Origin of the sequence: Salinicola sp. CPA57 (assembly GCF_003206035.1) — a bacterium.
GTDB classification, from domain to species: domain Bacteria; phylum Pseudomonadota; class Gammaproteobacteria; order Pseudomonadales; family Halomonadaceae; genus Salinicola; species Salinicola socius.
This window is the reverse complement of sequence record NZ_PZJR01000011.1, coordinates 167,729-187,389: the sequence shown is the minus strand read 5'-3', so window position 1 is coordinate 187,389 and position 19,661 is coordinate 167,729. Positions and strand designations below refer to the sequence as shown.

The 19,661-nt window shown below is 62.9% G+C and carries 19 protein-coding genes and 3 tRNA genes; 10 read left to right on the top strand and 12 right to left on the bottom strand.

Annotation, left to right across the window (positions count from 1 at the left end):
- The first annotated feature begins 226 nt into the window (after positions 1–226).
- Together DOM36_RS13095 and DOM36_RS13090 are read left to right on the top strand one after the other, a co-directional pair.
- The gene (locus tag DOM36_RS13095; protein ID WP_110643342.1) at positions 227–703 is read left to right on the top strand and encodes a LexA family transcriptional regulator; all 477 of its coding nucleotides are present in this window, start codon (positions 227–229) and stop codon (positions 701–703) included.
- Between the two features lie 65 nt (positions 704–768).
- Positions 769–1,380, top strand: a complete 612-nt coding sequence (locus DOM36_RS13090; protein ID WP_075569496.1) for a YigZ family protein — start codon at positions 769–771, stop codon at positions 1,378–1,380.
- Between the two features lie 39 nt (positions 1,381–1,419).
- On the opposite strand, the gene DOM36_RS13085 is transcribed toward DOM36_RS13090, so the two are convergent.
- Positions 1,420–2,145 carry an FCD domain-containing protein gene (locus tag DOM36_RS13085; RefSeq protein WP_110643341.1) on the bottom strand — a complete coding sequence of 242 codons (726 nt, stop codon included), beginning with the start codon at positions 2,143–2,145 and terminating at the stop codon, positions 1,420–1,422.
- Positions 2,146–2,371: 226 nt separating this feature from the next.
- On the opposite strand from DOM36_RS13085, the gene DOM36_RS13080 reads away from it, so the two are divergent.
- The 7 genes from DOM36_RS13080 (at position 2,372) to DOM36_RS13050 (ending at position 9,598) form a co-directional block, all read left to right on the top strand.
- Positions 2,372–4,003, top strand: coding sequence for a gamma-glutamyltransferase family protein (locus tag DOM36_RS13080; RefSeq protein WP_110643340.1), 1,632 nt, complete (start codon positions 2,372–2,374; stop codon positions 4,001–4,003).
- Positions 4,004–4,006: 3 nt separating this feature from the next.
- On the top strand, positions 4,007–4,585 hold the full coding sequence (locus tag DOM36_RS13075; RefSeq protein ID WP_075569493.1) for a chromate transporter: 579 nt from the start codon (positions 4,007–4,009) through the stop codon (positions 4,583–4,585).
- Entirely contained in the window at positions 4,582–5,112 is a 531-nt protein-coding gene (locus DOM36_RS13070) for a chromate transporter (protein WP_110643339.1), read from the top strand. Before DOM36_RS13075 ends, DOM36_RS13070 begins: the two co-directional genes overlap by 4 nt.
- 123 nt (positions 5,113–5,235) lie before the next feature.
- On the top strand, positions 5,236–6,249 hold the full coding sequence (locus tag DOM36_RS13065; protein WP_110643338.1) for a tripartite tricarboxylate transporter substrate binding protein: 1,014 nt from the start codon (positions 5,236–5,238) through the stop codon (positions 6,247–6,249).
- A complete protein-coding gene (locus DOM36_RS13060) occupies positions 6,246–6,779 on the top strand; it encodes a tripartite tricarboxylate transporter TctB family protein (RefSeq protein WP_110643337.1) in 534 nt (177 codons plus the stop codon). Before DOM36_RS13065 ends, DOM36_RS13060 begins: the two co-directional genes overlap by 4 nt.
- A gap of 94 nt (positions 6,780–6,873) precedes the next feature.
- The gene (locus tag DOM36_RS13055) at positions 6,874–8,385 is read left to right on the top strand and encodes a tripartite tricarboxylate transporter permease (protein ID WP_232823830.1); all 1,512 of its coding nucleotides are present in this window, start codon (positions 6,874–6,876) and stop codon (positions 8,383–8,385) included.
- A gap of 214 nt (positions 8,386–8,599) precedes the next feature.
- Positions 8,600–9,598 carry a tRNA-dihydrouridine synthase family protein gene (locus tag DOM36_RS13050; protein ID WP_110643537.1) on the top strand — a complete coding sequence of 333 codons (999 nt, stop codon included), beginning with the start codon at positions 8,600–8,602 and terminating at the stop codon, positions 9,596–9,598.
- 58 nt (positions 9,599–9,656) lie between these two features.
- Here the strand turns inward: DOM36_RS13050 and DOM36_RS13045 are convergent.
- From DOM36_RS13045 to DOM36_RS13005, 9 genes are all read right to left on the bottom strand, one after another.
- A tRNA-Arg gene (locus DOM36_RS13045) sits at positions 9,657–9,733 on the bottom strand.
- Between the two features lie 48 nt (positions 9,734–9,781).
- Positions 9,782–9,858 (bottom strand) — tRNA-Arg (locus DOM36_RS13040).
- A 55-nt stretch (positions 9,859–9,913) separates the two neighbouring features.
- Positions 9,914–10,006, bottom strand: a tRNA-Ser gene (locus DOM36_RS13035).
- Between the two features lie 215 nt (positions 10,007–10,221).
- Complete coding sequence (csrA, locus tag DOM36_RS13030; RefSeq protein ID WP_075570877.1) at positions 10,222–10,419, bottom strand: carbon storage regulator CsrA; 198 nt, start codon at positions 10,417–10,419, stop codon at positions 10,222–10,224.
- A 230-nt stretch (positions 10,420–10,649) separates the two neighbouring features.
- Positions 10,650–11,894 (bottom strand): aspartate kinase, encoded by a 1,245-nt coding sequence (locus DOM36_RS13025; RefSeq protein ID WP_075570876.1) that lies wholly within the window; start codon positions 11,892–11,894, stop codon positions 10,650–10,652.
- Between the two features lie 74 nt (positions 11,895–11,968).
- A complete protein-coding gene (alaS, locus tag DOM36_RS13020) occupies positions 11,969–14,572 on the bottom strand; it encodes an alanine--tRNA ligase (RefSeq protein ID WP_110643335.1) in 2,604 nt (867 codons plus the stop codon).
- Between the two features lie 430 nt (positions 14,573–15,002).
- Positions 15,003–15,455 carry a regulatory protein RecX gene (locus DOM36_RS13015; protein WP_232823829.1) on the bottom strand — a complete coding sequence of 151 codons (453 nt, stop codon included), beginning with the start codon at positions 15,453–15,455 and terminating at the stop codon, positions 15,003–15,005.
- A gap of 89 nt (positions 15,456–15,544) precedes the next feature.
- Entirely contained in the window at positions 15,545–16,609 is a 1,065-nt protein-coding gene (gene recA / locus DOM36_RS13010; RefSeq protein WP_075570873.1) for a recombinase RecA, read from the bottom strand.
- Between the two features lie 150 nt (positions 16,610–16,759).
- Positions 16,760–17,320 (bottom strand): CinA family protein, encoded by a 561-nt coding sequence (locus DOM36_RS13005; protein ID WP_110643536.1) that lies wholly within the window; start codon positions 17,318–17,320, stop codon positions 16,760–16,762.
- A 203-nt stretch (positions 17,321–17,523) separates the two neighbouring features.
- Between DOM36_RS13005 and DOM36_RS13000 the strand changes: the two genes are divergently transcribed.
- The gene (locus tag DOM36_RS13000) at positions 17,524–18,129 is read left to right on the top strand and encodes a hypothetical protein (protein ID WP_110643333.1); all 606 of its coding nucleotides are present in this window, start codon (positions 17,524–17,526) and stop codon (positions 18,127–18,129) included.
- Positions 18,130–18,262: 133 nt separating this feature from the next.
- On the opposite strand, the gene DOM36_RS12995 is transcribed toward DOM36_RS13000, so the two are convergent.
- On the bottom strand, positions 18,263–18,619 hold the full coding sequence (locus DOM36_RS12995; RefSeq protein ID WP_110643332.1) for a RidA family protein: 357 nt from the start codon (positions 18,617–18,619) through the stop codon (positions 18,263–18,265).
- Positions 18,620–18,744: 125 nt separating this feature from the next.
- On the bottom strand, positions 18,745–19,605 hold the full coding sequence (locus tag DOM36_RS12990; RefSeq protein WP_110643331.1) for a universal stress protein: 861 nt from the start codon (positions 19,603–19,605) through the stop codon (positions 18,745–18,747).
- Positions 19,606–19,661: the final 56 nt, after the last annotated feature.

The window sequence follows — 19,661 nt, the reverse complement described above, 5'->3', positions numbered from 1 at the left end:
GGCGGCCCGCTGCAGGTTTCGGCAGAGCCTAAGGCACCGCGTGGTCGATATCCAGCGTCAATGTCGCCGAATCGGTCGCGCCAGCCCTCGAGCCGACTTGGGCATGGCCGGCGGCAGACATCGAGAATGTGAAGAAAGAACGTGAAGTTGCCAAGGGAAGTGGCGCTATCAACTTGCCGCAGCCGCTTGCCTTGCTATGATGGCGATACCACCTCGGGAGAAGACGATGACAAACGCCGCACCGAGCTATCTCCAGCGCCAGCCGAATCTGCCGCTGATCGACGGCAACTGGGAACCCATCGACGCCACCGATATGGTCGAGATCCCGCTGCTGGGCCAGGTCGCTGCCGGCCTGCCGATGGAAGCCTGCCTCGACAATGCTACCGTGCACGTCCCGGCGAAGCTGGTCCGCCGCAACACCTATGCGCTGCGCGTCCGCGGCGATTCGATGATCGACAGCAACATCTTCGATGGCGATGTCATCATCATCGAACGCTACGAGTCGGCGGAAAACGGCGAGACCGCGGTAGTCCTGATCAACAATCAAGAAGTGACGCTGAAAAAGCTGTTCATCGAGAAATCCGGCGTCCGCCTGCAGCCCGCCAACGACAGCATGCCGCCGATCTACTTGAAGAACGAGGACGTTCAGGTGCTCGGTCTGGTCATGGGCGTGATGCGCAGCAACTCGCCTCAGGCGGCCTGAGCCATCGGGCCGGACTGGCAGCGGCCCGAGCAGGCTTTGCCTGCTCGAATCGACCAAGAGATTCCATGCGCTATCCGATCCCCGATCTTGCCCCCTCCGAGCGTCATGTTCATGCCATCGAGATCGAGAAGAGCCGCTTCATCTGCTGGCTCTGTCATGCGCCAGACAGCGCTGCCTTCGACACGCTTCTGAACGAGGCGCGGGCCACCTATCCCGATGCCAGCCATCACTGCTCTGCCTTCATCGCCGGCGCGCCCGGCGAGCAGGTCGCGATCGGATTCTCGGATGATGGCGAACCGGGCGGCACCGCCGGACGACCCATGTTCCAGGCCCTGGAAGGCAGCGGCATGGGACAGGTCGGCGCTGTCGTGACACGCCATTTCGGCGGCACCAAGCTGGGTACCGGCGGCCTGGTTCGCGCCTACACCCAGGCCGTGCTCAAGGCGCTCGAAACGCTACCCCGGCGCGCGTTCACCGAGCGTCGCGCGGTGGCTATCCAGGTCGATTTCAGCCATGAGGCGGAAACCCGTCGCTGGCTGGCGGAGCACGACATCCCCGTCGCCAGCGCCGATTACGATAGCCACGGCGCGCGCCTGGCACTGGAATGGCCCGCCGATGACAGCGTCTCGCTGACGTCGCTCGAGCAACGCCTCAAAGGCGCACTGGTACGCCTTTGATCGGTCTCTCTCGCGCCGTGTGATCGAACCGTGGCGTCGTTACGCACCCGGCACGCTTCCGCCTTCTCGCTCGCTCCCCCCCTCGTTGCTACCTCCGCTCCTCCGATTCTCCTGGCAGGCGCCCTGAGCCACTTCGTAGGAGAGCCGTATGTGCTCTTCGAGCAAACCTCTGGCGGCGGCGATATCGCGTGCCATCGCCAGGTCGACCAGTTGGCCATGCTGATCATTGAGCATCGTCCGTACCGCGTCGTTGGCCGGCGCCATGCGGCGGTAGCGGTCGAACTGATCATGAAGCTGTTCGATGAAGCGCAGCAGCCAGGGTGAGCCGCAGGGCTCCAGCAGATGACGATGGAACTGCAGGTGCATCTGTTCCCAGTGATCGAGCTGCCCGGAGACTTCATCCGCCCGCTTGAGCCGGTGGAACGCCGCCAGCAGGCCGGCCTCCCATTCGTCGCCACCGGCTTCGAGCGCCTGCTCCAGCGCCTGCCCCTCGAAGCGCTGCCTTAAATCGGCGATGTCGTCCAGCTCGGTACGTTTCAGCGCGGGAACCCGAAAGCCCCGCTGGCTCTCCTGCTCCAGCAGGCCATAGGCCGCCAGTCGATTCAGCGCTTCGCGCAACGGGCTCAGCCCGACACGATAATGCTGCTTGAGTGCGGTAATGGCGAGCTTCTGTCCGGTGGCAAAACGACCGCCGATCAGATCGCGTTTCAGTGCTGCGTACAGCTGGCTGGCCGACAGGCTGCCGGTGGGCGCTTCGGCTCCCATAGAGACTGACCTTCTTTCGATGACGAGAACTCACTGATTTGTCGACGTCGCCCATGATGCCGACAAGGGACTTGACCTGCACGAGAGTACGACGCCATAGTAAAAATCGATTTTTCATATCATAAACGATTTACATCAGTTTACCGTAAGACCTTTCGATCTCGGGGCGGCCGGCTTCAGCGAACCGTCTCACGGTCAATCGGCTCACAATAAATCGAGAAATGCCATGTCACTCGCTTTCGATCACAACAACCCCTTTCCGTCTCGCCGTAGTGCCACCTATGCCAGCCGGGGCATGGTTGCGGCGTCACAGCCACAGGCCAGCCAGGCCGGACGCGATATGCTGGCTCAGGGCGGCAACGCGATCGATGCCGCCATCGCGACGGCAGCGGTGTTGACCGTGGTCGAGCCTAGCGGCAACGGCATCGGCGGCGATGCCTTTGCGCTGGTGTGGCTGGCCGAGGGCCACGACGGTGGCGGCAAGCTCCATGGCCTCAACGCCAGTGGCCATGCGCCGGCGCGGCTGACGCCCGAGGCGGTCAAGGCCGCCGGTCACGATGAGATGCCCCTGCACGGCTGGACGCCGGTCACCGTCCCCGGCATTCCCGCCGCCTGGGCCGAGCTCTCCAGGCAGTACGGCAAGCTGGACTTCGCCACCCTGCTGGCGCCGGCGATCCGCATCGCCCGGGAAGGCTTCCCTGTCTCTCCGGTGATCAGCCTGCTATGGCAGCGCGCCGAGGTCGAATTTCGTGCCAAGGCGGATGATCCCGCCATCGCGACGTGGCTGGAGGCCTTCACGCCGAATGGTCACGCGCCCCAGCCCGGTGAACTCCACCGCAACGAGGCCCAGGCCAGAACCCTCGAGGCGCTGGCCGAGAGCCGCTGCGAGAGCTTCTATCGTGGCGAGCTGGCGCAAAAGATCGACGCCTTTTCGCGAGCGACGGGCGGCTACCTGCGAGCCGAGGACCTGGCGAACTATCGGCCCGAGTGGGTCGATCCGATCTCGGTCAACTACCGCGGCTATGACGTCTGGGAAATTCCGCCCAACGGCCAAGGCATGGTGGCATTGATGGCGCTGCGCATGATGGAAGGATTCGATGTCACCGTGCGCGACGATCCGCAACTGCTGCATCGTCAGCTGGAGGCGATGAAACTCGCCTACACCGATGGCCATCATCACATCACTCAGGCCGAGCACATGCGCACCAGCGTCGCCTCGCTCCTGAGCGACGAGTACGCCGACGTCCGTCGCCGTCTGATCGGCGAGCGCGCCATCGATCCCGAGCCCGGCCAGCCGCAAGCCGGCGGCACCGTCTATCTGGCTACCGCCGACAGCGACGGCAACATGGTCTCCTATATCCAGAGCAACTATCACGGTTTCGGTTCCGGCGTGGTAGTGCCGGATACCGGCATCTCGCTGCAGAATCGCGGTCACGGTTTCAGCCTCGATGCCGGTCACGTCAACGTGCTGGCGCCCGGCAAACGCACCTTTCACACCATCATTCCCGGCTTCCTGACCCGCGGCGACACCGCGCTCGGCCCGTTTGGCGTAATGGGCGGCTTCATGCAGCCGCAGGGTCACATGCAGGTGGTGATGAATCTGGTCGACTTCGGCCTCAACCCGCAGGCAGCGCTGGACGCACCGCGCTGGCAGTGGATGGGCGGACGCCAGATCGGTATCGAGCCGGGCTATCCGATGCATGTGATTCGCGAGATGGCGGTACGCGGTCATCAGATGACGATGGCCGTCGACAGCACCGCCTACGGCCGCGGCCAGATCATTCTGCGCGATCCTGAAAGCGGGATCTACTGCGGCGGCACCGAGCCGCGTACCGACTCCAGCATCGCGGTGCTCTGAGCCATGCCCTCATCCTTGACGACTCAGCGACGCCTGTTCGTGGCGTTCCTGCGCATCGGCCTGCTGGGATTCGGCGGTGGCCCGTCGATGATTCCGCTGGTTCGTGCCGAGGCGGTCACGCGCTACCAGTGGATGAACGATGAAGAGTTCGGCGACGTGCTGGCCATCGGCAATACCTTGCCCGGGCCCATCGCGACCAAGATGGCCGGCACCATCGGTTATCGAGTCGGCGGCGTGCTGGGCTGCATCAACGCCGTCCTGGCGGTGATCGTGCCCTGCATCGTGGCAATGGTCGTGCTGTTGGGACTGTTCACCCGCTACCGCGATCAGCGCTGGATTCAGGGCATGAGCGAGGGCGTCGTCCCGGTGGTGATGGTGATGATGGCCCAACTGACCTGGGACTTCTTTCAGAAATCACGCGCCGTGCTGGGCTGGATCGTGACCCTGATCATGGGAGCGATCGCCGGTGGCCTGATCTACGGGCTGGATATCCACCCGGGGCTGGTGATCGCGGCAATTCTGGTGGCGGCGCTGCTGCGCCCGGACCGGCGGCGCGAGCGTAGCGGGGAGACCGAGTCATGATCTACTGGGATCTGTTCCTCGCCTTTTTCATTCCCAACATCATCGGCTACGGCGGCGGCCCTGCGATCATTCCGCTGGTCGAGAACGAAGTGGTCGGCCGCTATGGCTGGATGACTTCACAGCAGTTCGCCGAGACCCTGGCGCTGGGCAACACGCTGCCCAGCCCCATCGCCACCAAGATGGCCGGCTACATCGGCTACGACGTGGCCGGGATCGGCGGCGGTCTGGTGGCAACCTTTGCCACCGTCGCCCCTTCGCTGATCCTGATGCTGGTAGCACTGGGAACCCTGTATCGCTACCGGGATTCGATCAAGGTCAAGTCGATGAGCCAGTGGGTGAGACCGGTGATCATGGTGCTGATGGGCTATCTCACCTGGTCGTTTCTGAGCGAAGGGGTCGGCGACGCCGGCTGGATTCACACTGCGATCATCGCCGCGATCGCCTGCGTCATGCTGTGGCGACTCAAGCTTCATCCGGTATGGGCCGTGCTTCTTGGCCTGATCTATGGCGGATTTCTGCTCGGATAAGCGGTGGGAAAACCGCCCGAGCCGAAGAAAAGCAGCACCTCAAAAAAGCAGCACCTCGAAGACAGACAACGATTCGAAGCAAGACGACACGACGTCAAACCAACAAATCAATAAGGACAACTCATGTTCTACGACGTACTCCACCATGCCGCCCATGGAAAGCTGGGCCGAGCGCTCGCCTCCAGCGCGGCGATCGCTTCACTGACCGTCGGGCTCGGCGCCGCCGCTCTGGCGACCAGTCAGTCGGTACAAGCCGACGACTACCCCGATCACGCCATCGAATTCATCGTGCCGTGGTCGCCGGGCGGTGGCAGCGATGCCCTGATGCGCATCATTTCCAACGCCGCCCAGGAAACCCTTGGCCAGCCGATGCCGGTGATCAACATGCCCGGCGTCAGCGGGACCATCGGCCTCAAGGAGCTCGCGCAGAAAGATCCCGACGGCTACACCGTGGGTCAGATCCACGAGGGGCTGATGGCCTCCAACGCCACCGGCCTGACCCAGCTCAACTGGGATGATTTCCAGCCGATCGCCTCGCTGGCCTCCTCACCGCAATACCTGGTGGTCAATGCCGACAGTGACTGGAAGACATTCGAGGAGTTCGCCGAGTACGCCAAGGCCAATCCTGGCGAGATTCGTGTCGGCGCCACCCTCGGCGGCATTCCCCATGTCCATGCAGCGATGATCGAAGACGCTATCGGCGCCCAGTTCCGATACGTCGGTTTCGAGGGAACCGGCGCGCGCATTCGTTCGCTGGTGGGAGGTCACATCGACGCCTCGATCGGCGATATCTCCTCGAGCCTGGAGTTCGTCAAGAACGGCGACCTGCGCTTTCTCGCCGTCGGCAGCAAGGAGCGTCTCAAGCAGACACCCGACGTACCTACCTTCAAGGAGCTCGGTTACGACAATCTCAACCTGAGCATCAACCGCGGCATCGTCGCACCCAAGGGAATCGATCCGGCCAAGGTGGAAACATTGGCAAAGGGTTTCGAAACCATGTCCCAGAATCCGGAGTTCATCTCTCGGGTCAACAAGGCTGGCGCCGAAGTCGAGTTCATGGGGCCGCAGGCTTACGCCGACTACCTTGCTGACGTCGATGCAACCATCAAGCGCCTTTCCGGCAAGCTGGCGCGATGAACGATGCCACCAACACGGGCTCCCGCGTCGAGCGGGAGACTGACAGCGAGCGCGGCAAGGCGCTCGCCAACATCATCTTCAATGCCGGCCTGGCGGCGCTGTTCGTGGGTCTGTTCCTGCAGGCCGGCGATCTGCCCTCGTCGATGTGGGAACCGCTGGGTGCCGGATCCTTTCCCCGGCTGATTCTGGGCGCGTTGATCATCTTCAATCTGGCGATCATGGTGCAGTCGGTGGCAGCGCTGCGCCGCACCGATCGTGAGGCGGGCGTGGGAGCCACCCACTGGTTCATCCAGCGCCGCATGGCCTTTGCCACGCTGGCGGTATTCTCGCTCTACGCCCTGCTGATGCCGTGGATCGGCTTCGCGTTGGCATCACTGCTGTTCCTGTTGGCGGTGCAAGTCATTCTGGGCGCCCGACGCGGAAGACGACTGCTGATTGCTGGCGTGATCGCCGCGGTCTTCGGCCTAGGACTCTACGTCCTGTTCAGCCACGTGTTCCTGATTTCACTACCCCGGGGGCACCTCTGGTAGCTGGAGACCGTAAGCCCTGAACGGATAGTCCTGAACGGATAGCCCTGGACTGATAGCCCACTCAAACAAGACCAACGGGACGAGAGAATTTCCCATGCCAATGACCGATGCACTGCTCAGCAGCGTCGAACAACTGTTTTCGCTGGCGACACTCGTCAGCATGATGATTGGGGTCATGGCTGGTGTCGTGGCCGCCGCCATTCCCGGATTCACGATCACCATGGCGATCGTGCTGACACTGCCGGTCACCTTCACCATGCCGCCCTTGCAAGGCGTGGCGACCATGCTTGCGGTCTATGTCGGGGGCGGGTCCGGCGGGCTGATCAGCGCAGCGCTGCTGGGCATTCCCGGTACACCTTCGGCGGTAGCGACCACTTTCGATGCCTATCCCATGGCCCGCAAGGGCGAGCCGGGCCGAGCGCTGGCACTGGGGATCTGGGCCTCGTTCTTCGGTGCGCTGATCAGCGCCGTGGTGCTGATCGTGGCCGCGCCGCCACTGGCCATGATCGCCGTCAAGCTCGGGCCCTGGGAGTACTTCTCGCTCATCCTGTTCGCCGTCACCGTGGTGGCAAGCCTGGTCGGCAAGTCGATTCTCAAGGGGCTGATGATGAGCCTGCTGGGACTGTTCATCGCGACGGTGGGACAGGATCCAATGATGGGGGTGCCCCGATTCACCTTCGGTATCGACGTGCTGGCGGCCGGCATTCCATTCCTGGTAGTGCTGATCGGTATCTTCGCGGTCAGCCAGCTTGCCAGCGAAGTCGAGAATCCTGCGGAACTCCATCAGGGGCAGGCGCTGGTGAGCGGGAAGATGCATTTTCGACCGTTCGCCGTAATGCGAGAGGTGCTTGGCCGGCCCGTCAATCTGCTGCGTTCGTCGATGCTGGGCGTGGTCATCGGCGCGGTACCGGGCGCCGGCGGCAGCATCGCCAACCTGATCGCCTACGATCAGGCCAAACGCGCGTCGAAGACACCGGAGCTTTTCGGCACCGGTATCGCCGATGGCGTGGTCGCGTCGGAGTCCGGCAACTCGGCCACGGCCGGCGGCGGGCTGATCCCGATGATCGCGCTGGGCATCCCCGGCAGCGCGGTCGACGCCGTACTGATGGCCGCGCTGATGGTACAGGGCGTCAGCGTCGGTCCCCGCTTGATCATGGACAACGCCGATCTGGTCTACGGCATGTTCCTGGCGATGTTTGTGGCCGCCGGCATGGTGCTGGCCTTCTGTCTGATCAGCATGCGCTGGTTCCTGCGGATCACCGAAATCCCCAAGTCGATCATCGTCCCGGTGGTGCTGGTCTGCTGCGCGGTCGGCGCGCTGGCACTCAACAATCGAGTCACCGATCTCTATCTTCTGATCGGCGTCGGCCTGGTGGGCTACCTGTTGGCCAAGCTCGATTACCCGCTGGCACCGCTGGTACTCGGGGTCATTCTGGGACCGATCGCCGAAACCAACCTGCGCCGTGCGCTGATGGCCGACGAGGACTGGACGCTGTTCTTCACTCGCCCGATCTCGGCGGCGCTGCTGCTGCTTGCCGTGCTCTCGGTGGTGTTTACGGTCCGGCGCTTGCTTCAGCAACGGGCTGCCGTCCGCGCCAGCACTTGATGAATCACAGGACGAGCGGCAATCCGGCGACGGTGCCGCTCATCTTTTCATTCGTCCTCGGCGAGAGGTGTGCTAGCGTGGCGACCGATTCTCCGGAGGTCGTATGGCACAGCCTTTCTCCTATTTTGACACCGCCTTTTCTGACACCGCCTCTCCCGACGTGCCTTTTTCTCGCGCACCCTCGATCAAGAGGGGCCGTATCGGCCTGGCGCCCATGGAGGGCGTCATCGATGCCGACACTCGCGCCCTACTGAGCGACGATGGCGCGCTTGACTGGTGCGTCACCGAATTCGTGCGCGTCGTCGACGCCAAGCTGCCACCGCGAGTGTTCCTGCGCCACTGTCCGGAGCTGGCGACGGCAGGCAGTTCGGGGCCGCTCACGCCGTCGTCCACGCCGGTCACGTTGCAACTGCTCGGCTCCGACCCGCAGGCGCTGGCCGCCAATGCCGAGCAGGCGATCGCTCAGGGTGCGACACGTCTCGATCTCAACTTCGGTTGCCCGGCCAAGACGGTCAATCGTCACGACGGCGGCGCTTCACTGCTGCGCACACCGGAGCGTGTTCATGCCGTGGTCACGGCGGTGGCAGATGCGGGACGGCGCTTCGGGGTTTCGGTCAACGCCAAGCTGCGGCTCGGCTTCGATGACAAGCAGCTGGCCCTGGCCTGCGCACAGGCGGCGGAAGCTGGCGGTGCCGAGGAACTGGTGGTCCATGCCCGAACGCGGCGCGAGGGCTACCGCCCGCCCGCCCACTGGGAATGGATCGCTCGTATCCGCAGCGCCGTCAGCGTGCCGGTGGTGGCCAACGGCGATATCTGGTCGCTGGAGGATTACTGGAAAGCGCGCACGCTCTCGGGCTGTCACGATGTCATGCTGGGCCGCGGCATGCTGGCCGACCCGTGGCTGGCTCGGCGCATCCGTCACTGGCAGGATTCCGGCGGCGAACGTCTATCGCCGACGCCGTGGTCGGCGCGCAGCGCAATGCTGACGCGCTATGCACAGGCCAAGCAGCAGGCGGGAATGCAGGAGAAAGTGATCGTATCGTTGCTGAAGCAGTGGCTGAACATCATGCGGGGCCGAGATGCAGAAGCGGCAACGCGCTTCATGGCATTGCGACGGGAAACCGCCCTGCCATCCTTTCTGGCCGGTCTGGATAGCGATGAGTCCGGGCGCGATCCGTCGTGGGGCCACCTGCGCCCGACCACAATCGAATGACCCATGAACAAAAACCCCCGCACCCTTTGTAACAGGAGTGCGGGGGTTCTCGAGAAGATGGTGCGCCCGGGAGGATTCGAACCTCCGACCCCCTGATTCGTAGTCAGGTACTCTATCCAGCTGAGCTACGGGCGCTTGTAAAACCGTGAAGGGCGACGTCGATATATCCGGCTTCATGTCGAGTGGTGCGCCCGGGAGGATTCGAACCTCCGACCCCCTGATTCGTAGTCAGGTACTCTATCCAGCTGAGCTACGGGCGCTTGATCCACCAATTTCTTCACACAGTGTCGATCGCGGTTTCCGATTGTTCGGAAATGGCGGAGAGGGAGGGATTCGAACCCTCGATAGGGCTATAAACCCTATACTCCCTTAGCAGGGGAGCGCCTTCAGCCACTCGGCCACCTCTCCGATCAGCACGGCGCGTAGATTACCGATTCCATGGCAGGTTGTCCAGCCGACAGGCCAAACTTTTTTCGAAAAAAACCTTAAAGGATGAAGAAGTTACCGATGAGCGAAGGAAGAAGGCGGATGCCGGCAGACGAAGAGGATGTTCGGGGATAGCCCGAGCCGATAAAGGGGACGACTTCACCAGCTCAGACGGTACCAAAGCGCCTATCCAGCACTCACGCGCCAGGATCGCCGTCTTCGTCTTCGGATTTCTCGCGCTGGATGCGCTGATAGATCTCTTCACGGTGGACGGCCACATCCTTGGGCGCATTCACGCCAATACGCACCTGATTCCCTTTCACCCCCAGAACGGTGACGGTTATATCGTCGCCGATCATGAGAGTCTCTCCCACGCGACGGGTCAGGATGAGCATTATCTGATCTCCTTCTCAGGTCCTTCTTCCATTCTCGGGTGACGCTCTCGGGCCTCCTGCGAAACGAGCCTGCTACCCGAGAGCCGATTATGCGTCATACGGGCTCTCAGGCCAATGACGCCATTCCATGCAACCCCGCGGCAACGTTGAAAGAACGCATGTTCCATTCACTTTCTTCCAACTCACCCTTAGCGTAGAACGCCTGAGACATTCGTGAAGGGGTTATTCGATTATTCGCTCTGAATACTGTCTTTATCGAGACCGAAAGCCGTATGCAGTGCTCTCACCGCCAGCTCCATCGCCTTCTCGTCGATCACCACGGAGATCTTGATCTCGGAGGTCGACACCATGCGGATATTGATATTCTCTTCGGAGAGCACGCGGAACATCTTGGACGCGACGCCGGCGTGAGACCGCATCCCGACACCCACCAGAGACACCTTGGCAATGTTCTCGTCGCCGCGAAGCTCGCCCCCGCCCAGTGCCGGGATGACGTCATTCTGCAGAATGCGTGTGGTCTGCTTGTAGTCGCCCTTGGCGACGGTGAAGGTGAAGTCGGTGTAGTCGCCAGCCGGGGCGACGTTCTGCACGATCATGTCGACTTCGATGTTGGCATCGGCGATCGGCCCCAGGATCCGCGAGGCAACGCCCGGGACATCAGGGGTGTTGAGCAACGTCAGCTTGGCTTCGTTCGCCGTGAAGGCGATACCGGAAATGAGCGGTTCTTCCATCGATTCGAATTCCTCGTCTGCCACGATCAGCGTGCCTGGGCCTTCCTCGAAACTCGAAAGCACGCGTAACGGTACGTTGTATTTGCCGGCGAACTCCACGGCGCGGATCTGCAGCACCTTGGAGCCGAGGCTAGCGAGTTCCAGCATCTCCTCGACGGTAATCTTCTCCAGACGCCTGGCCTTGGAGCAGACTCGGGGATCCGTGGTGTAGACACCGTCGACATCAGTATAGATCTGGCACTCATCGGCCTTCAGCGCAGCGGCCAGGGCGACACCGGTCGTGTCCGAACCGCCACGTCCCAGCGTGGTGATATTGCCTTCTTCGTCGACACCCTGGAAACCCGCGACGACGACGACCTGGCCATCGTCCAGATCTTCCTGAATCTCATCGGTCTCGATCCGCTGGATGCGCGCCTTGGTGTGCGCGCTGTCGGTGCGAATACCCACCTGAGCGCCAGTGTAGGACGTCGCCGGCACCCCCAGCTGGTGCAGAGCCATGGCCAGCAGCGAGATGGTGACCTGTTCGCCGGTCGAGACCAGCATGTCCATCTCGCGGGGCGTGGGATCCTCGTTGATCTGGCTGGCCAGCCCGATGAGGCGGTTGGTTTCCCCGCTCATGGCCGATACCACGACCACGACCTGATGGCCGGCATCGCGGTCACGCTTGACCTTCTCTGCCACGGCCTTGATCCGCTCGACCGAGCCGACCGATGTGCCTCCGAACTTTTGTACGTATAGCGCCATGAGTCTGTTTCTCGCTCCCTAGCGTTGTCGGCCGACGCTGACGCCGGCCGTGAATGCATTTAGCCCGGCCGCGTTCAGCCCAGCCTCGCGGCGACCCAGGCCGGCACGCCTTCCAGCGCCGCCGGCAGCTGCGTCGGATCGCTACCGCCCGCCTGCGCCATGTCAGGGCGCCCACCGCCCTTGCCGCCCACCTGGGCGGCGACGTGATTGACCAGCTCGCCTGCCTTGACCTTGGCGGTCAGATCGTCGGTCACCCCGGCAATCAGACTGACCTTGCCATCCTGAGCCGTCGCCAGCACCAGAACCCCGGAGCCCAGCTTTTGCTTGAGCTGATCGTGCAAGCCGCGCAGTTCCTTGCCCGAGATACCGTCGACCTGCGTTGCCAGCACCTTGATCCCGTCAACATCCTGGGCTTCAGCCAGCAGATCGTTGCCGGCCGCGCTCGCCAGCTTCGCCTTGAGCCGTTCGAGCTCCTTCTCCAGCGCGCGTTGGCGCTCCAACACCGCATCCAGACGCTCGACGATCTGATCCGGCTTGGCTTTCAGCCGCTCACCGACGGCGTCGAGCTCACGCCCTTGGGCGTCGAACCAGGCCAGCGCACCCTCGCCGGTGACGGCCTCGATGCGACGCACGCCGGCCGCCGTGCCGGACTCGGAGACAATGTGGAAAGGTCCGATATCGCCACTGCGCGCGACATGGGTACCACCGCAGAGCTCGATCGAAAAGTCGTCACTGCCGATCGTCAGTACCCGCACGCTATCGGCATACTTGGCTTCGAACAGTGCACGAGCGCCCTTGGCCTTGGCTTCGTCGAGCGTCATCAAGTCAGTCTGCGTCGGCGCGTTGGCCAGCACCTGAGCATTGACGATCCGCTCGATCTGCGCCAGCTGTTCCGGCGTGAGCGGTTCGAAATGGCTGAAATCGAAGCGCAGCCGATCGGCGCTGACCAGCGAGCCCTTCTGCTGCACATGCTCGCCCAGCGTCAGCCGCAGCGCTTCATGGAGCAGGTGAGTCGCCGAGTGATTGCGCATGGTCGCCTGCCGCAGCGAGGGGTCGACCTGCGGCGTGAGAACCTCGCCGACGCTCAGGCGGCCGCCGACCATCACGCCTTCGTGCAGATGATGCCCGGCCTGCTTGCGCGTGTTGGTGACCTGGAAGCGGCCATCGGTCGCCTGCAGATAGCCCGTATCGCCCACCTGCCCGCCGGACTCGCCATAGAATGGGGTACGATCCAGCACGACCACACCCTTCTGGCCCTCCTCGAGCGCGTCGAGAGGAGTGCCCTCAGCATCGACGATCGCCATGACCGTCGACGAGTCCTCGAGACGGTCGTAACCGGTAAACTCGGTGCTACCCTCGAGCTCGAGCGCGGCGCCGTAGTCACCGCCGAACTGGCTGGCGGCTCGCGCCCGCTGGCGCTGGGCCTCCAGCTCACGCTCGAACCCCGCCTCGTCGAGAGTGACGCCACGCTCGCGGCAGACATCCGCGGTCAGATCGAACGGAAAGCCGTAGGTATCGTAGAGCTTGAAGATCGTCTCGCCCGGCAGGATCTCCCCGTCGAGTGTGGAGAGCGCCTCCTCGAGCAGGCCCATGCCATGATCGAGCGTGCGCGCGAACTGCTGCTCTTCCTTCAACAGCACGCGCTCGATCTGATCGCGAGCCTGGCGTAGCTCGGGGTAGGCTTCGCCCATCTCGGCATCCAGTGCCGCCACCAGCTTGTGGAAAAACGGCTCGCTGGCCCCGAGCTTGTGGCCATGACGCACGGCACGACGAATGATCCGACGCAGCACGTAGCCGCGCCCTTCGTTGGACGGCAGCACACCGTCGACGATCAGAAACGCGCAGGAGCGAATGTGATCGGCGATGACACGCAGCGACGGCGTCTTGCTATCGTCGTGACCGGTCACCTCGGCCGCCGCCGACAGGAGATTTCGGAACAGATCGATCTCGTAGTTGGAGTGCACGCCCTGCATCACGGCCGCCATCCGCTCCAGTCCCATGCCAGTGTCGATCGACGGCTTGGGCAGCGGATTCATGTTGCCGGATGCATCGCGATCGAACTGCATGAAAACGAGGTTCCACACTTCGATGTAGCGATCGCCATCCTCTTCCGGGCTGCCCGGCGGCCCTCCCCAGACCTCGGGGCCATGATCGTAGAATATCTCCGAGCAGGGGCCGCAGGGGCCGGTATCGCCCATCTGCCAGAAGTTGTCCTCGTCCAGACGCGACAGACGCGTCGGGTCGACGCCGATGTCATCGATCCAGATCCTCGCGGCTTCATCGTCACTGATATGGACGGTGACCCAGAGTCTGTCCTTGGGCAGCCCCAGCACTTCGGTAATGAAAGACCAGGCATAACGGATGGCGTCGGCCTTGAAGTAGTCGCCGAAGCTGAAGTTGCCCATCATTTCGAAGAAGGTGTGATGGCGGGCGGTATAGCCAACGTTGTCGAGATCGTTGTGCTTGCCGCCGGCGCGCACGCAGCGCTGCGCCGAGGTGGCGCGCACGTACGGGCGGGGGTCGCGGCCGAGGAAGACATCCTTGAACGGAACCATGCCAGCGTTGGTGAAGAGAAGCGTCGGGTCGTTTTCCGGCACCAGAGAGGCCGAAGGCACGATCGTGTGTCCGAGATCCTCGAAGTAGCTCAGGAAAGCCTGTCTGATATCTGCACTTTTCATAAACAATCCGTGGCGATAGGCGCGCCCACGGCGGCTAGCAGACCACGTGGCGACGCAAAATCCGGCAACGAAAAGGCGCCATCAGCACCTCTCCGGCCATCGCAAAGCGCATTAGTATAACGTGGTCGGCCGATAGTCTGTCGAGTGCGACACCGTTGTCGCCGGGATTCGACGACGCAATGCCTCCGCGACTGGCGCGGGAGAAACTGGATCCGTGCGTCCCGTGAACGCCGATATCAGGCGTACCGAGGCCAAACTCAGGTTATCGAGAGGCTAGATTAGAGGAGAGGCGCGAGAGACTGCGAGGAAAATCAGCAGGGCGGCAGCTGTCGTGGCGTTACTTGCTGCCTACACGAAAGGATCGGCGGTATGGCGCGCCGTGAATCGAAGCAGTCGGGAGGAGAGAGCGCATCGAACATCAGCGGCCCGATCAGCCCTCTTCGCGCCAGGCGTGGGTCATGGCATGGCGAACATGGTCGAACTCGAAACCGCGCCCGGCCAGGAAGCGCTCGCGCTTGGCACGCTCTCTGGGCGTAGCGCCGGGGCCGTCGAAGCGCTTGGCGAGGGCCTGGCAGGCCAGGCTCTGCCAATCGGGCGATTCCGCCTCGAAGGCCAGCGCCATCAGCGGTTCGTCGATGCCTCGCTGGCCCAGATCGACGCGTATTCTGACCGGCCCCTGCCCCCGCGCGATGCGCGAGCGCACGAACACCTCGGCAAAACGCGCATCGGACTGAAGCCCGTCTTCGGCGAGCTGGTCCAGCGTGCGATGGATTTCATCAATCTCGACCCCCTTCGCGCCCATCCGAGTCACCAGCTCGGCTCGGGAATATTCGCGCCGGGCCAGAAACTGGATGGCAATGTCTCTGGGGGACACATCTCGCAAGGGCGCCTCTCCCGACGAAGCATCGCAAGAGGAATCACCCCGGGCGGACCTGCCGCCATTACCGAACATCAGTACCGCTCCAAGGCTACTTACAGTAGCGTATCGCTGGAATCATCGCTTTCGGCCACGGCGGCTTCAGGCGCCTTTTCCTTGGTCGTCGGTGCCGCCAGCAACTGGGCCCGAATCTGAGTTTCGATTTCGTTCATGATCTCGGGATGCTCTTCCAGATACTGCGCGGCATTGGCTTTGCCCTGGCCGATCTTGCTGCCCTTGTAGCTGTACCAGGCGCCGGCCTTGTCCACCAGGTTGCACTGAACGCCGAGATCGATCACCTCGCCGGCGTGGTAGATGCCCTTCCCGTACAGAATCTGGAACTCCGCCTGGCGGAACGGGGGCGCCACCTTGTTCTTGACCACCTTGACCCGGGTCTCGTTGCCGGTGACCTCGTCGCCCTGCTTGACCGAGCCGATGCGGCGAATGTCGAGGCGCACGCTGGAGTAGAACTTCAGGGCGTTACCGCCTGTCGTGGTTTCCGGGCTACCGAACATGACACCGATCTTCATGCGGATCTGGTTGATGAACACCACCATGCAGTTGGCGTTCTTGATATTCCCGGTGATCTTGCGAAGCGCCTGCGACATGAGGCGCGCCTGCAGACCGACGTGGGAATCCCCCATCTCCCCTTCGATCTCGGCACGCGGTGTCAATGCCGCGACGGAATCGATGATGATGGCGTCGACACCGCCCGAGCGCACCAGCATGTCGCAAATCTCGAGCGCCTGCTCGCCCGTGTCGGGCTGCGATACCAGCAAGTCGTCGAGATTGACACCCAGCTTCTCGGCGTAGGCGGGATCGAGTGCGTGCTCGGCATCGATGAAGGCGCAGGTCTTGCCATCCTTCTGTGCCTGAGCGATGACCGACAGCGTCAGCGTCGTCTTGCCCGAGGACTCGGGACCGAAGATCTCGACGACACGGCCGTAAGGCAGCCCGCCGACACCCAGCGCGATATCCAGCCCCAGAGACCCTGTCGACACCACCGGAATCGCGGTACGCGGGGTGTCACCCAGACGCATCACGGTACCTTTGCCGAATTGGCGATCGATCTGTGACAGAGCCGCATTGAGTGCCTTGCTGCGGTTTTCGTCCTGTGCCATGAACGTCTCCTATGAATGCGCAGGGTGAGACGGGGCAACGCCTTTCGCGTCGCTCGGCTCACATACTGTATGGTTAGACAGTAGTATGGCGAAAAAAAGCTCGCGCGCCTATCCCCGCCGTCAGATTTTCAATCATGTCTCGAGCAAAGGCTACGGAATCGATCCCTTCGCTGTCACCGGGGCACCATCGGAGTCATCATCCGTCAGCGCCTCGATCAACCCCGCCAACGCCACCGACACGGCCTGCTCGCGCACGCCCTGGCGATCACCGGGCAGATGATGGCAGCACACACGCTGGTGTCGCTCATTGCCCCAGGCAAACCAGACCGTACCCACGGGCTTGTCAGGCGTACCGCCATCCGGACCGGCCACACCGCTGACAGAGACGCCCAGTTCCGCGCCGCTGTCGCGGCATGCCCCGACGACCATCTCACGCACGGTCGCCTCGCTGACGGCGCCGTGAGCATCCAGCGTGGCGCGGGAAACGCCCAGTAGACGCTGCTTGGAAGTATTGGCATAGGTCACGTAACCCGTCTCGAAATAGGCGGAGCTACCGGCAATCGCGGTAATCGCACTGGCGACGCCGCCGCCGGTACAGGACTCCGCCGCCGTCACTCGCACTCCTCGAGCCAGGCAGACCTTGCCCAGCCGCCGAGACAGCTCGTAAGCCCCCAGTTCAGTATCGTGAGGCAGGATGGAGTCCGATACCATGAATGGCTCCTCGTTGATCAGAGACAAGATTTCTACCAGAGCATACAAGTATGTCCAAAGGCGAAGCTCGTGCCGAAGAATAGGAATTCTGGGGGAGATAGCACTCAACGCGCCCAAAATCCATATTAGCGGAAGCTCAAGGATAGCGATTCGGTGCCGATAAAGCGTCATGGCACCACCGCCTCTCTTGTCATGGACACCGCATGAATTCCGGCATTTCCATCGCCCTGATCATTATCGTGCTGCTGGCGCTGGCCGTCGGCGGCGTGCTGGCCAGCGACCTTGGCTGGCCTCTGCCGGTCCATGCGCTGGCACCGCTGGGCGTGTATCTGCTGACCCTGGTATTGGCGGGCTGGCTGTGCGTCCAGCTGGTGGTTCTGGTCAAGGGACTCAAGCGCCAGCAGCAGGCATTGATCGAAAGTCAGGACGCGGTGCGCCGCCAGCTGGAAGCTGCCGAACTGTCACAGTTGATGGGCCAGTTCGTGCAGCATGCTGAAGCGCTGCTGGACAAGGAGAGCCTCGACCCGAACAAGCGTAGCGTGATGCGCTGCCTGGCGATCGACGCGCTACGGGGCAACAGCGGCCGGGGCGACGTGAACTACACCCGCCTGGCACGGCTGTTCGAGTGGCTGGACGCCGAGGCAGAGCGGCATGAAAACGATGCGCATCGGCTGCAGCTGATGCTGCCGACGCTCATGCAGTACGCCGAGATCGCCTGGCAGCTGTGCCAGATCGGCGAAAGCCAGAAGGAGCGACTGTCACGCTTTCTCAACCATCAGCCGGCACAGCCATCGCGCGACGACGGCTGAGCCAATCCAGATAGATCCTGGTCCCCCTTTTTCTAGTGTGGTGTCTCACAAATACCATCCAATAATATCGGTCCCTGGCGCCGCCATGCATCCGATATTTCTTCGCGTTACTTGCGAGACGCCACACTAGGTTTTACTTGATCGCCGCCGTCAGCGTGATCTCGACCTTGAGCTCCCTGGCCGGCATCGGTGCAACGATGCAGGTTCTCGCCGGCGCATGCCCAACCGGTACCCAGGCGTCCCACACCGCATTCATGGCCGCAAAATCCTCGCCATCCGCCAGATAGATCGTGGCCGAAAGCAGATGCTCGCGATCTGATCCGATCTCCTCAAGCAGCGCCTCGACACGAGAGAGCATGCTGATCGTCTGGGCGGTAATGTCCCCGTCACGGGCTTCGGCACCCGTCACCTGGCCGCAGAGATAGGCGGTGCCGTTGTGAATCACCGCCCGGCTCATGCGGGTTTGTGGATCGTGGCGTTGAATGGTCATTCGAGACTCCTGAAGGCCTGCCAATAGCGGCCGATGGTCATCGATGCCACGACGACAGTGGCGTGTCGTGGCGATCAGTCAGTATAAGGATCAGCGCAGTATGAGGGTCAGCGTAGTATGCGGGGTCAGCGCAGTATCAGCGTTGCCGTTCGCGTATGTCGCAGCATGGCGGTCGTGGTGCTGCCGACCAGCAGGTGACGGATTCGCGAGTGGCCATAGGCGCCCATGATCATCAGATCGATCTTCTGTTGATCGGCATAGTCGGCGAGCACTTCATCGACGTCACCGGCCAGGATCGTGCCCTGAGCATCGACCTGCCCCTGACGAAGCCGGTTCAGCGCCCACTCGAGCTGGGCTCGCTGGTCGTCGGTGCCGGCACCGATCATGACCACGTGACAGACCAGACCATTGAGCAGCGGGCTGTCGGCGATCATCTCGACGCCCTTGCGGGTCGTCTGGCCGCCGTCAAAGGCCAGCAACAGCCGAGATGGCGGCTGGAACTCGGGAGGCGTCACCAGAATCGGCGTGTGCAGCGTGCGCACGACCCTCTCGAGATTGCTGCCCAGATGTTCGAGCGCTCCATCCGCCGACTCGCCGCGCTTGCCCAACACGACCAGCCGGGTCTGGGCCTCGCGCTCGACCAGAGATTCGATCAGATCACCGTGACGCAACGCGGTGGTTACCGCCGTACCCGGAGCCAGACGCTCGGCCTGGCCTCGGGCCGCTTCCAGCAACTCCCGGCCGTGCTGCTGAGCCAGCTTGGCGCGCTGTTCGTCGAGCTGGGTCAGTTGCTCGCGCAGGTGCTCACGACTGCCGAGACCAATCTGCCCACTGGCATCGGTGGCGCCCAGACTCGGCGCCTTGCTCAGCACGTGCAGCAGCTCGAGCGGCGCACCGATCCGCTCGGCGGCCCACGAAGCCGCGGCGCAGACTGCAAAAGCGTGGCGCGAATCATCGATGCAGGCCAGAACCTGACGTTCACTCATGGGATTCTCCTTTCAGCCATTATTGGTTGATGATGGAAAGCGGGCCAGCCCGGCCC

What these genes read in the sequence shown, in the direction of transcription:
- DOM36_RS13000 (WP_110643333.1), top strand. Translation starts at nt 17,524, where the DNA reads ATGAATTCCGGCATTTCCATCGCCCTGATCATTATCGTGCTGCTGGCG.
- DOM36_RS13055 (WP_232823830.1), top strand. Translation starts at nt 6,874, where the DNA reads ATGCCAATGACCGATGCACTGCTCAGCAGCGTCGAACAACTGTTTTCG.
- DOM36_RS13090 (WP_075569496.1), top strand. Translation starts at nt 769, where the DNA reads ATGCGCTATCCGATCCCCGATCTTGCCCCCTCCGAGCGTCATGTTCAT.
- DOM36_RS13075 (WP_075569493.1), top strand. Translation starts at nt 4,007, where the DNA reads ATGCCCTCATCCTTGACGACTCAGCGACGCCTGTTCGTGGCGTTCCTG.
- DOM36_RS13060 (WP_110643337.1), top strand. Translation starts at nt 6,246, where the DNA reads ATGAACGATGCCACCAACACGGGCTCCCGCGTCGAGCGGGAGACTGAC.
- DOM36_RS13070 (WP_110643339.1), top strand. Translation starts at nt 4,582, where the DNA reads ATGATCTACTGGGATCTGTTCCTCGCCTTTTTCATTCCCAACATCATC.
- csrA (WP_075570877.1), bottom strand. Translation starts at nt 10,419, where the DNA reads ATGCTCATCCTGACCCGTCGCGTGGGAGAGACTCTCATGATCGGCGAC.
- DOM36_RS13085 (WP_110643341.1), bottom strand. Translation starts at nt 2,145, where the DNA reads ATGGGAGCCGAAGCGCCCACCGGCAGCCTGTCGGCCAGCCAGCTGTAC.
- DOM36_RS13095 (WP_110643342.1), top strand. Translation starts at nt 227, where the DNA reads ATGACAAACGCCGCACCGAGCTATCTCCAGCGCCAGCCGAATCTGCCG.
- DOM36_RS13050 (WP_110643537.1), top strand. Translation starts at nt 8,600, where the DNA reads ATGGAGGGCGTCATCGATGCCGACACTCGCGCCCTACTGAGCGACGAT.
- DOM36_RS13005 (WP_110643536.1), bottom strand. Translation starts at nt 17,320, where the DNA reads ATGGTATCGGACTCCATCCTGCCTCACGATACTGAACTGGGGGCTTAC.
- alaS (WP_110643335.1), bottom strand. Translation starts at nt 14,572, where the DNA reads ATGAAAAGTGCAGATATCAGACAGGCTTTCCTGAGCTACTTCGAGGAT.
- DOM36_RS13065 (WP_110643338.1), top strand. Translation starts at nt 5,236, where the DNA reads ATGTTCTACGACGTACTCCACCATGCCGCCCATGGAAAGCTGGGCCGA.
- DOM36_RS13025 (WP_075570876.1), bottom strand. Translation starts at nt 11,894, where the DNA reads ATGGCGCTATACGTACAAAAGTTCGGAGGCACATCGGTCGGCTCGGTC.
- recA (WP_075570873.1), bottom strand. Translation starts at nt 16,609, where the DNA reads ATGGCACAGGACGAAAACCGCAGCAAGGCACTCAATGCGGCTCTGTCA.
- DOM36_RS12990 (WP_110643331.1), bottom strand. Translation starts at nt 19,605, where the DNA reads ATGAGTGAACGTCAGGTTCTGGCCTGCATCGATGATTCGCGCCACGCT.
- DOM36_RS12995 (WP_110643332.1), bottom strand. Translation starts at nt 18,619, where the DNA reads ATGACCATTCAACGCCACGATCCACAAACCCGCATGAGCCGGGCGGTG.
- DOM36_RS13080 (WP_110643340.1), top strand. Translation starts at nt 2,372, where the DNA reads ATGTCACTCGCTTTCGATCACAACAACCCCTTTCCGTCTCGCCGTAGT.